Raw genomic sequence first — 12058 nt, 5'->3', positions numbered from 1 at the left:
GATGAACAGTATAGATATACTAATTATTGCAGTTTATTTACTAGCCACCATAGGTATAGGTGTGTGGGTAGCTAAAAAAGCTTCAAAGGGATTAGACTCCTACTTTCTAGGAGGTAAAAGTATAAAATGGTACTATTTAGGCCTTAGTAATGGTTCGGGAATGTTTGACGTTTCGGGAACTGCCTGGATGGTGGGAATCTTGTTTTTATATGGCGTAAAAAGCTTCATGTTTATGTGGATGTGGCCCATATTTAATCAGATTTTTGTGATGATGTTTCTGGCCGTATGGATTAGAAGATCGGGCGTGATGACCGGTTCTGAATGGATTCTTTCTCGTTTTGGAGATGATAAAGCAGGCCGTGCTTCACATCTTATTGTCGCAATATTTGCTGTTGTGGCTTCGGTAGGTTTTATCGCTTATTTCTTTGAAGGTGTAGGTAAATTTATGACTGTTATTCTCCCGTGGGATGTAAGTCTGGTGATTGCAGATACGCAGCTTTTAAATTCAGAACAGGTTTATGCCTTAGTGCTTATTTTTTTAACTACGATTTATACCATTAAAGGCGGAATGTTCTCTGTGGTTTCTACCGAAGTATTGCAGTTTGGTATAATGGTATTGGCAGGTGTTCTGGTTGCGGGATATACTTTTTACGCATTTACAGATGCGCAGGTAACTGCGCTTATTCCCGCAGAATGGACTAATGTAGCATTTGGCAGTGAGCTAACCGGTTTTTGGGCCGGCGATTTTGAAAGCTTTAATGCGTTAATAGATTCGCAAGGTTATAAAATGTTTGGAGCCTTTGTGGGTATGAGTTTGTTTAAAGGCATTTTTGCAAGTATTGCAGGGCCTACACCCAGTTATGACATGCAGCGTATTTTGTCAACCCGAACGGTAAAAGATGCAGCCTACATGAGCGGTTTCACAAATTTAGTGCTGTTTATTCCCAGATATTTAATGATTGCGGCAATTGTATTATTAGGTCTGGTATTTATAGCTCCAGAGCTTGCTGCGCAAGGCGGTATAAGTGGTAATGATCTTGAAGTTATTTTACCGCAGGTTATTAATAATCACGTGCCTGTAGGTATAAAAGGACTGATGCTCGCAGGGCTACTTGCTGCATTTATGTCAACGTTTTCAGCATTTGTAAATGCAGGACCCGCCTATATCGTAAATGATATTTATAAAAAGTACTTTAAACCAGAAGCTTCAGATAATCATTATGTAAAAGCAAGTCATATCGCCTCTTTTGCAGTGGTGATTCTTGGTGTTATTATGGGCTTTTTTGCAGATTCTATAAACTCAATCACTTTATGGATTACCAGTGCACTTTATGGAGGTTATGTAGCCGCAAATTTCTTAAAATGGATCTGGTGGCGTTTTAACGGCTGGGGATATTTCTGGGGAATGCTTTCAGGGTTAATTGTAGCGACGTTGCAATATATAATAGATCAGGGTGCGTCAACTTATGAAGAGGGTTCCTTATTATATCAATACGCCCAAATTCCGGCCATATACTTATTCCCGGTAATTTTTGGATTTTCACTTTTAGGTTCATTTTTAGGAACTTATTTTACGCCCCCTACGGCAATTGCAACTCTTAAAAGTTTTTATACATCGGTACATCCATGGGGCTGGTGGAAACCGGTGCGAGAGCAACTCACCGAAACCGAACAAATAGGGAAGAATAAAGACTTTAAAATTGATATGTTCAATTGTGCAATAGGTATAGTATGGCAGTCGAGTATGATTTTACTGCCTATTTTTCTAATAGTACGTGACTATAATAAGACAGCGATAAGCTTTTTAGTTTTTGGAGTCACCACATTGATTTTAAAATTTACCTGGTTGGATAAGGTTAAAAAATTAGATTAATACAAATATAAGATGCCTGTTTTCAGGTAAAATGATAACGATAAATACGATTATGAGTACAACCCAAATCCCCTGGCAAGATAGACCGGCAAACAATACAGATGTAATGTGGCGCTATGATGCGAACCCTATTATAGACCGGTATGCCATCCCAAGTTCTAACAGTATTTTTAACTCTGCAGTAGTACCTTTTGAAGATGGTTTTGCAGGAGTATTTAGATGTGATAATAAAGCGGTGCAAATGAACATTTTTGCAGGCTTTAGTAAAGACGGAATCAACTGGGATATCAATCACGACCCAATTGCCTTTGGTGCCGGCAATACCGAGATGATTGAATCTGATTATAAGTACGACCCGCGAGTGTGTTTTATTGAAGACCGCTACTGGATTACCTGGTGTAATGGCTATCACGGCCCAACTATAGGTATAGGTTATACTTTTGATTTTAAAGAATTTTTTCAGTGCGAAAACGCCTTTCTCCCCTTTAATCGTAATGGCGTTTTATTTCCACAGAAAATCAATGGTAAATATGCTATGTTGAGCCGTCCTAGCGATAATGGGCATACACCTTTTGGTGATATTTACATCAGCTACAGCCCCGATATGAAGTATTGGGGTGAACACCGTTGCGTGATGAAAGTGACTCCATTTGTCGATAGTGCGTGGCAGTGTACAAAAATAGGGGCAGGTCCTGTACCTATATTAACAGATGAAGGCTGGTTATTATTCTATCACGGTGTGATCAATACATGTAATGGGTTTAGATATTCGGTAGGGGCAGCGCTATTAGATATTGAAAATCCTGATAAGGTATTATATCGCAGTCAGCCCTATTTACTGGCTCCGGCAGCACCTTATGAATTGGTAGGTGATGTGGCAAATGTATTATTTCCGTGTGCAACTTTGCATTCTATAGAAGAAGATAAAGTGGCATTGTATTATGGTGCTGCAGATACGGTAACTTCGGTAGCTTTTGGGAAATTGAGCGAAATCATAGATTTTGTAAAAAATAATAGTCTGTAACTTATGAATACATTCAGCTTTACACTTTTAGTCTTTCTGTTTTGTTTTTCGGGCGTAGCCCAAAAAATCACTCCTCGTTCTTATGTAGCGCATCATATTGAAGCTCCACTAACTATTGATGGTAAAGGAAACGAAGGTGTTTGGCAACAGGCAGAGTTTTCTGAGGAATTTATTGATATAGAAGGTGTAAAGACTCCAAAATATCAAACTCGTTTTAAAATGTTGTGGGATGATGATAATTTGTATTTCTATGCCGAATTAATAGAACCGCATATCTGGGCAACCCTAAAGCAACGCGATACCGTTATATTTTACAATAACGATTTTGAAATATTTATTGATCCTGACGGGGATACACATAACTATTACGAGTTTGAGATGAATTCCCTCAACACGATTTGGGATTTGCTTTTAGCGAAACCTTATCGAGAGTCTGCGCCGGTTTTAGACAGTTGGGATATACAGGGATTACAATCTGCTGTTTCTATTAATGGGACATTAAATGACCCGAGTGATATAGATACGAGCTGGAGTGTAGAAATAGCTATGCCGTGGTCTGTATTAACCGAAGCAAGCGGATCAAATGATTTACCAATAGATAAATTTTGGCGAATCAATTTTTCTCGCGTAAACTGGGATCACACTTTAGAAAATGGAAAATACAGCCGTAAAAAAGATGCTTCGGGAAAATTTTTGCCTGAATATAATTGGGTTTGGTCCCCGCAAGGAGTGATCAATATGCATGAACCCGAGCATTGGGGCTATGTATATTTTTCCGCTAAACCACCTACGGAGAAAGTTGTGTTTACAATTCCTCAAGACGAGAAATTACGCTGGAAATTATATGAAATCTACCGAAAGCAAAAAACATATTTTTCAAAACACAATACCTGGGCAACACGTTTAAGCGATCTGCAGGCACAGACATTTAAATTAGAAAGTAAAACAATTACTCCTGTATTAGAAAACCATACGTACGGCTGGTCTATTACAGTAGAAAGTCCGTTCTCTAATGCAGTGTACAGTATAAGAGAAGACGGCAAATATTCAAAAATTAAATAATACAACTATGAGATTAAAACATCTATTTATGATGCTTGTAGCTATCATTGCTACAACCTCTTGCATAGACAATATGCATCCTAAAGAGAACAAGAAAAAAGCAGAAGAAGTAACAGAGACGGCTACAGATTTTAAATTCTGGACGTGGATGACTGCAGATGCCAGCCGTACTGATGAGTCGTACACGACAGAATTTAAAAAATACAGTGATAATGGTATTGATGCTGTTTTAATTAATACCAATGCAGATGCAGATTTGCTGGGACGATTAACTCCTTTAGCAGTTAACGAAGGTCTTGAAGTTCACGCGTGGATGTTTACAATGAACCGCCCAGGAGATTCTATTGCAATGCAGCATCCAGAGTGGTATGTCGTAAATCGCAATGGTGAGTCTAGTTTTGAAACCCGCCCTTATGTAGATTACTATCAGTTTTTATGTCCTACCCGTAAAGAATCTAGAGAGCATGTTTTAGGTTTAATTGACAAGATGAGTAAAGTAGAAGGTGTGACGAGTTTTCACCTGGACTACATACGTTTCCCAGATGTGTTTCTGCCTATAGGTTTGTTGCCTAAATATGACCTTGTACAGGATGAGGAGCTTGCAGAATATGATTTTTGCTATTGTGATGCTTGTATAGCAAAGTTTGAAGAAGAGCATCATAAAAACCCGCTAGAATCTCACAATACTGCAATTGATATGGAGTGGAAACAATTCCGTTTAAATCAAATAAAAGCAGTGGTTGATGATGCCTATAAAATTGTTCATGAAAATGGAAAGTTACTTACAGGGGCGGTTTTTCCGTATCCGGAAATGGCAGACCATATGGTACGCCAGCGTTGGGATAAATGGAACATAGATGTGGTATTGCCAATGATTTATAATAACTTTTATAATGAAGAGATAGACTGGATAGGTTTTGCAACCCGCCAGGGAGTTAAAGATCTTGAAGGTTCAGATACTGAGTTGCATACGGGGATTTACGTTCCGGAAATGAGTCCAGAACAATTGAAAGAAGCAATTAATCAAGCTAAAGATAACGGCGCAAAAGGAGCTGCTTTTTTTGACGGTAATGCATTAACAGATGAACAGCTCGCAGTTATAAAATCGTTTAAATCTGAATAAATGAGAATAACAGGCTTGGTTATTTTACTATGTATAAGCCTTGTTGGTTTTGCGCAACAGTCTCCCCTTACTCATTATGTAAATCCTTTTATAGGTACAGATGGTCCCGGGAACACGTATCCCGGTGCCACTGTTCCTTATGGTATGGTGCAACTGAGTCCAGATATAGGGACGCCTGGCTGGGATCGCATTGCTGGTTATTTTTATCAAGACAGTATTACAAGCGGTTTTTCTCATACACATTTAACAGGTACAGGCGCAGGAGATTTATATGATATTCTATTAATGCCGGTTAATTCTAAATCAAGTAAGCGCATTGCTGCAAATGGTTACCGACCCTTTTCAAAGTTTGACCATAAAGAGGAGCAGGCAATTCCCGGCTATTACCAGCTTAAACTTCAGGATTTTGACATTAACGTAGAACTTACTGCCACAGCACGTACAGGTATTCAGCGCTATACTTTTCCTAAAGACAGTCTTTCTCAGGTTTATGTAGATCTGGGATATGCTTTAAATTGGGATAAAGCAAAAGACACCTATATAAAAGTTGTTAATTCTACTACGTTAGAAGGTTATAGAAAATCTGAGGGATGGGCACGCGATCAGCGTATTTATTTTGTAATGCAGTTCTCAAAACCATTTTTGAGCTATGACCTTTTTAGAGATACTACAAAAGTAAGAAAGGAAGCACAAGGCGAAAACACTAAAATTATTCTCAACTATGATACTGCAGAAGGAGAACAGCTTGTAATAAAAACTGCGCTTTCTACTGCCAATATTAATGGAGCTTATGCATCAATGAACACAGAGGCATCCCATTTTAATTTTGATACCTACAAGAAAAATGCTGAAGCGATTTGGGAAAACCAACTCCAAAAAATAGAGATCACTACAAGCAATGCAGATCAGAAAGTCTTGTTTTATACCATGCTTTATCAGTCTATGCTTGCGCCTACACTATTAAGCGATCCTAATGGAAATTACAAAGCACCTAATGATACGATAATGTATGCTAAAGACTTTGATCGTTATGACACTTTTTCGCTGTGGGATACTTTTCGTGCAGCGCATCCCTTATACACGCTCATTCAAAAAGAAAAATCTTCAGACTTTATAAAGTCTCTTTTAGCTCATTACAAAGAAACTGGTTTATTGCCGGTATGGTCACTACAGGGCAATGAAACTAATATGATGCTGGGTTATCATGCAGTTCCTGTAGTGGTAGATGCCTATTTTAAGGGTATTGATTTTAATGCAGAGCTGGCTTTTGAGGCTTGTCTCGCAAGTGCAACTGCTGCCGACAGGCAGATACCAGAATATGAGACTTATAGTTATGTGCCTGCTACTAACGAGAATGAAGATTGGAGTGTTTCTAAAACCTTAGAATACGCTTATGACGACTGGTGTGTAGCGCAGTTTGCTAAGGCCCTCGGTAAGAACAAACTATACAGGCAATTTTTAAAACGCTCAGAGAACTGGAAGAAATTACACGATAAAAAGACAAATTTTTTTAGGCCTAAAACTAAAGCTGGTGCATTTGTAGATGATTTTCAGGCTAAAGAATATACACGTTTTTATAGCGAAAGTAATGCGTGGCAATACTACTGGTTTGTACCTCAGAATATCCCTGCATTAATTAAAACCACAGGAGGGAAAGAAGCTTTTACACAAAAATTAGACTCCATGTTTAGTTTGTATCCTAGTGCTACAGATAAACTGCCAATTTTTAGTACAGGTATGATAGGTCAATACAACCACGGAAACGAGCCTAGTCACCACGTGGCATATTTATACAATTATGTAGATAAACCTTCTGAAGCTCAAAAGCGCATTCGCCAGATTCTTACAACTCAGTATAAGAACACTCCTAACGGACATTGCGGTAATGAAGATTGTGGGCAAATGTCATCGTGGTATGTTTTTAATGCACTGGGTTTTTATCCGGTTAATCCCGCACAAGGGACTTATATTTTAGGAATCCCGTTGTTTAAACACGCAGAAATAAAACTTCAGGGGATTAAAAAATTTACGATTAACACCACTAATTTTTCCACAGAAAATAATTTTGTAAAGCAGGTATTTCTAAACGGCAACGAATTAAAAAGAGGTTTTATAACTCATGATGAAATTGTAAAAGGTGGCGAGCTGCTCTTTGAAATGACCAGTGAGCCGGCAGATCGTAAGTTAGAAATGCCTGAACCCAATAAAATTTATTAATATGAAAAATCTGAAGATATTAATCGGTTTGCTTGTTTTGTTTTTTTTGAGTTGTGACGATCAGGAAAAGCCGATTTTTACAGCAGATGATTTAGCATTAATCCCGCAACCGCAAAAGCTAACATTAAACCCGGGAAATTTTCAATTTACCGAAGCAACCGTTTTTGTGATTTCAGACAGTTTACAGTCGGTTACAACTGTATTTCGTGATCAATTTAATTCAAGCGCCGGTTGGGATTTACAAGTGCAACAGCAAGCTCCTGCTGATAATTATGTCCAGTTTACCATTGATAAAAATCTAAAACCCGAAGCCTATTCCTTAACTGTAACTTCTGAATTTATAGATATCAAAGCTGCTTCTGCCGCTGGTTTTAGATATGCTTTAGAAACCTTACGCCAACTGCTACCGGTTCATATTGAAAAAAAACAAGTAGGAGAAAAAGATAGTTTTTATATTCCCAATCTTGCAATAGAAGATGCGCCAGGCTTTAAGTGGCGCGGATTGATGCTTGATGTTTCCAGACATTTTTTTGAGAAGGATTATATTTTAAAAACTATAGATCGCCTTGCATTACTAAAAATGAATACGCTGCATCTGCATCTGGTAGACGATCAGGGATGGCGCATTGAGATTAAAAAATATCCCAAACTTACCGAGGTAGGAGCCTTTAGAGTAAATCAGGAAGACAAGCATTGGAATGCCCGATCAGAAAATAATCCTGATGAGAACGGTACGTATGGCGGGTTTTATACGCAGGAAGATATAAAAGAGATCGTAGCATATGCTACACAACGCGGTCTTACCGTAGTTCCCGAAATTGAGATGCCGGCTCACGTGATGAGTGCTATCGCATCATATCCATTTTTATCCTGTACACAGCAACCTATAGGTGTGCCCAGTGGTGGAGTATGGCCCATTACCGAGATTTACTGTCCCGGAAAAGAAACTACTTTTAAATTTTTACAAGAGGTACTTAGCGAAGTAATGCCGCTTTTTCCATCAAAATACATACACGTGGGTGGTGATGAAGCCACAAAGACAAACTGGGAAACCTGTCCCGATTGCCAGCGTCGTATGAAAGAAGAACATCTGGAAGATACCGACGAACTCCAAAGTTATTTTATGAAACGTATGGAGCAATTTCTGGAAGCTAATGATAAGGTGTTAATAGGTTGGGATGAGATTCTTGAAGGTGGTTTACCGCCATCTGCAACCGTTATGAGTTGGCGTGGTACAAAAGGAGGCTGGGAAGCTTCAAAGGCAGGTCACGATGTGATTATGACTCCCGAAAATCCGATGTATTTTAATTTTTATCAGGGCAATCCTGATGTAGAGCCCTTAGCCTTTGACGCGATGAATACCCTTGAGCAGGTGTATGATTTTTCACCTGTAATAGACTCAATGAGCGTAAGTCAAAAAAATCACGTGCTGGGTGCACAGGCTAATTTATGGTCAGAGTATATCACCACCCAAGATGACTCTGAGTACATGATTTTTCCGAGGATAACAGCGCTTACAGAAGTGCTTTGGTCTGCTAATTCTAAACCGGGATGGGAAGACTATACTTCGCGGCTGCAGCGCTTTTTGCCACGTCTAGATGCTTTAGGAATTAATTATTCGCGAAGCATTTATAATGTGGAAGCAACTGCAGAACGCGACACGGTCTTTGGCGGAATTCGTTTAGCGCTTGCTTCAGAAATGCCTCAGGCATCAGTATTGTATGCGCTAGATAATGAAGAGCTAAATGCTAATGCTAAAGTTTATAATGAGCCATTTACGATAGATTCTACAACCACACTTACTGCAGCAGTTTTTGAAAATGGAGCCCCCACAGGTCGCGTTTTATCTAAAACATTTAATTTTCATAAAGCAGCAGGTTCTACAGTTACGCTTGTTGAACAACCGCACAGAAACTACCGGGGAGCAGGTGGCGCAACATTAGTTAATGTGTTACGCGGTTCTAAGAATTTTCACGATGGGCAATGGCTGGGCTGGTTAGCCACACCTGTTACGTTACTTATAGATCTCAATGAGGTTAAAGAATTTTCTAAAGTGCGTATAGGAGCTTTAGAAAATCAAGGTGCGGGCATTTATTTTCCATCAGATTTTAAAGTTTCAGTGTCAAAAGATTCAATTAATTATGTGACAGTTGGTCAGTTAGAACATGTATTTAAAGCCAATGGGGCATCAACATTAAAAACATTTACAGTAGACACTAAAATGCAAAAGGCACAATTTATAAAAGTAGAAATCACTACGTATATTCCAGAAAATAAAAGAGGAGTTTTTACATTCCTTGATGAACTAGTGATTGAATAATTACCAGAATATTGTTATGATAGTAAGTAAAAAAACAGTTCTTCTTATTGGTTTATTCAGTGTTTTTTTTGCGAATGCGCAAAAAGCAGATTATACTCAATATGTAAATCCATTTATAGGGACTTCTAATTTTGGAGCTACAAATCCCGGAGCAATTGCACCACGCGGTATGGCAAGTGTTTCTCCTTTTAACGTAGCAGGAAAACAAAATACATTAGAAAAAGACAGCCGCTGGTTGTCTAATCCATATGTGAGTGAGAACACGTTTTTAACGGGGTTTAGCCACGTAAATATGAGCGGTGTAGGCTGCCCAGATTTAGGTGTGATTTTAAGTATGCCTACCACAGGTGCGCTCGAAACAGATTATTTAAAATACGGAACAACCTATAAAAATGAAGTTGCAAAACCCGGTTATTATGGGGTAGAACTTGATAAATATGCTATTAAAACAGAGTTGACTGCTAGTACGCGTGTAGGTGTGAGTCGCTATAGTTTTCCCGCAGGGAAATCTAATATTCTGCTCAATTTAGGGTTAGGTCTTACTAACGAACACGGGGCAATGCTAAAACTAAATTCGGCTAATGAATTAGAAGGCTATCGTATGGTAGGATCATTTTGCTATAACAATGCAGAGGGTGCCTATCCTGTTTATTTTGTAGCGCGCCTTTCTATCGAAGCAAAAGATTATGGTATTTGGGATAAACCCGAAAAATACAAAGGCGTAGAAGCCGAGTGGATGACGTATAATGGCAAAACCCGCATAAAAGAAAAGTTTATGCGAGAGGTCGTGGGAGATAGCATAGGAGCTTATTTTAGTTATGATTTTGAAGCGCCTACACAGGTGGTGATGAAAGTAGGTATCTCGTATGTGAGTATTGATAATGCGCGTGAAAATCTGGATGCCGAAGTAGGTGATGCTACTTTTGATGAGGTGTATGAAAAAACTCAAAAAGACTGGAATGATAAATTAAATGTGGTTGAAGTTACCGGCGACAACACCGATGATAAAACTATTTTCTATACGGCTTTGTATCATACGCAGGTTGCTCCCAGTATCTTAAATGATAGCAATGGGGAGTACCCCGCGATGAAAACCCGTGCTGTAAAGCATACAGATGGCACGCGGTATACCGTGTTTTCGCTTTGGGATACGTATCGCAACTATCATCAATTAATGAGTTTGTTATATCCACAAGAGCAATTAGATATGGTGAATTCAATGCTCGATATTTATGATCAGAATGAATGGTTGCCTAAGTGGGAGCTCAATGCTACCGAAACTTTTACGATGGTGGGCGATCCTGCTGCTGTAGTTCTTGCAGATACCTATTTACGAGGCATTAAAGATTTTGATATCAATAAGGCTTACGAGGCTATGCTAAAAAGTGCAGATACTCGTGAGAATAATCCGTTGCGTCCCGGTCTGGGCGAGTATATAGATAATGGGTATGTAAGTGTAGATTCGCATATAAAAGGCCCTGTTTCTACCACTCAAGAATACAATATAGCCGATTTTGCGATTGCGCAATTAGCAGAAGCTATGGGTGAAAAAGAGGATGCTAAGCGCTTTAAAAAACGATCACTTTCTTATAAAAAATTATACAATAAAGAGAGCCGTTTTTTACAACCTAAAATGCTTGATGGCAGCTGGCATACACCTTTTGACCCATTAGCGGGCGCAAATTTTACAGAAAATCCGGGTTTTATAGAAGGCAATGCGTGGCAGTATTTATTTATGCAACCGCACGATATTAATGGAATGATTAAGTTAATGGGTGGAGCAAAAGCTTTTGAAGAAAAACTGGATGCCGTTTTTAGTGAGCAACAATTCGATATGGCAAATGAACCCGATATTGCTTATCCGTTTTTATACAATTATCTGCCTGGTAAGTCGCATAAGACAAGAGAGAAAGTTGCTTCGTTAATAGATACCTATTTCACCAATAAGCCGGCAGGATTACCGGGTAATGAAGATACCGGTACAATGAGTGCCTGGTTAATTTATGCAATGATGGGATTTTATCCTATGACTCCTGCAGATCCTATGTACACCCTGTCTGAACCCCAATTTGAGACTATTAAAATTCACTTAAACTCAGATTTTTATTCTGAAAAATTATTGTTGATCGAAAGGAAAAGTGATGCAACAACAGATAAGGATGCAAATTTTAAAATTGATGGTAAGCCTTTAAAAGACAATTTGATCTCTCATAAAAATTGGGTGAAGGCAGGCCACGTAATTTTTGAATAAATACTACTGTCGTAAATACACGAAATAAATTTTAAATAACCCAAATGTTATTTAGACCTTTAGAATCGTTGTCTATCGAATCTTTTTTGAAAATATTAAGATAAATTAGAATTTCATATCAGAAAATTAAAAGTCTTCTTTTAGAATGAAAGAGGTTTTTAAAACAGTTATTGAATATTAGTTTTTAG

At 38.5% G+C, this 12058-nt stretch carries 7 protein-coding genes; all 7 read left to right on the top strand.

The genetic code is table 11. The annotated features are described in order from the left end of the window. Nucleotide 1 precedes the first annotated feature (1 nt). The 7 genes from ACIGAM_RS00525 to ACIGAM_RS00495 are packed head-to-tail and all read left to right on the top strand — an operon-like array spanning nt 2 to nt 11870. Entirely contained in the window at nt 2-1873 is a 1872-nt protein-coding gene (locus tag ACIGAM_RS00525; RefSeq protein ID WP_396509527.1) for a sodium:solute symporter family protein, read from the top strand. Nucleotides 1874-1925: 52 nt separating this feature from the next. After that, nucleotides 1926-2897 carry a glycosidase gene (locus tag ACIGAM_RS00520; RefSeq protein WP_396509526.1) on the top strand — a complete coding sequence of 324 codons (972 nt, stop codon included), beginning with the start codon at nt 1926-1928 and terminating at the stop codon, nt 2895-2897. A 3-nt stretch (nt 2898-2900) separates the two neighbouring features. Beyond that, entirely contained in the window at nt 2901-3959 is a 1059-nt protein-coding gene (locus ACIGAM_RS00515; RefSeq protein WP_396509525.1) for a carbohydrate-binding family 9-like protein, read from the top strand. A gap of 7 nt (nt 3960-3966) precedes the next feature. Continuing rightward, complete coding sequence (locus ACIGAM_RS00510) at nt 3967-5082, top strand: hypothetical protein (protein WP_396509524.1); 1116 nt, start codon at nt 3967-3969, stop codon at nt 5080-5082. Then, nucleotides 5083-7299: a GH92 family glycosyl hydrolase gene (locus tag ACIGAM_RS00505; protein ID WP_396509523.1), complete on the top strand. Its 2217-nt coding sequence runs from the start codon at nt 5083-5085 to the stop codon at nt 7297-7299. Nucleotide 7300: 1 nt separating this feature from the next. Continuing rightward, nucleotides 7301-9619, top strand: a complete 2319-nt coding sequence (locus tag ACIGAM_RS00500) for a family 20 glycosylhydrolase (protein ID WP_396509522.1) — start codon at nt 7301-7303, stop codon at nt 9617-9619. 16 nt (nt 9620-9635) lie between these two features. Beyond that, nucleotides 9636-11870 (top strand): GH92 family glycosyl hydrolase, encoded by a 2235-nt coding sequence (locus ACIGAM_RS00495; RefSeq protein ID WP_396509521.1) that lies wholly within the window; start codon nt 9636-9638, stop codon nt 11868-11870. Nucleotides 11871-12058: the final 188 nt, after the last annotated feature.

The organism is Leeuwenhoekiella sp. NPDC079379 (assembly GCF_044542075.1).
Taxonomy (GTDB): domain Bacteria; phylum Bacteroidota; class Bacteroidia; order Flavobacteriales; family Flavobacteriaceae; genus Leeuwenhoekiella.
Note: the sequence above shows the minus strand (reverse complement) of the source record. Positions and strands in the feature narration are given on the sequence as shown.

Bases quoted from the DNA above. Each gene is read 5' to 3' on its own strand.
- ACIGAM_RS00510 (WP_396509524.1), top strand. From the start codon at position 3,967: ATGAGATTAAAACATCTATTTATGATGCTTGTAGCTATCATTGCTACA.
- ACIGAM_RS00520 (WP_396509526.1), top strand. From the start codon at position 1,926: ATGAGTACAACCCAAATCCCCTGGCAAGATAGACCGGCAAACAATACA.
- ACIGAM_RS00500 (WP_396509522.1), top strand. From the start codon at position 7,301: ATGAAAAATCTGAAGATATTAATCGGTTTGCTTGTTTTGTTTTTTTTG.
- ACIGAM_RS00525 (WP_396509527.1), top strand. From the start codon at position 2: ATGAACAGTATAGATATACTAATTATTGCAGTTTATTTACTAGCCACC.
- ACIGAM_RS00515 (WP_396509525.1), top strand. From the start codon at position 2,901: ATGAATACATTCAGCTTTACACTTTTAGTCTTTCTGTTTTGTTTTTCG.
- ACIGAM_RS00505 (WP_396509523.1), top strand. From the start codon at position 5,083: ATGAGAATAACAGGCTTGGTTATTTTACTATGTATAAGCCTTGTTGGT.
- ACIGAM_RS00495 (WP_396509521.1), top strand. From the start codon at position 9,636: ATGATAGTAAGTAAAAAAACAGTTCTTCTTATTGGTTTATTCAGTGTT.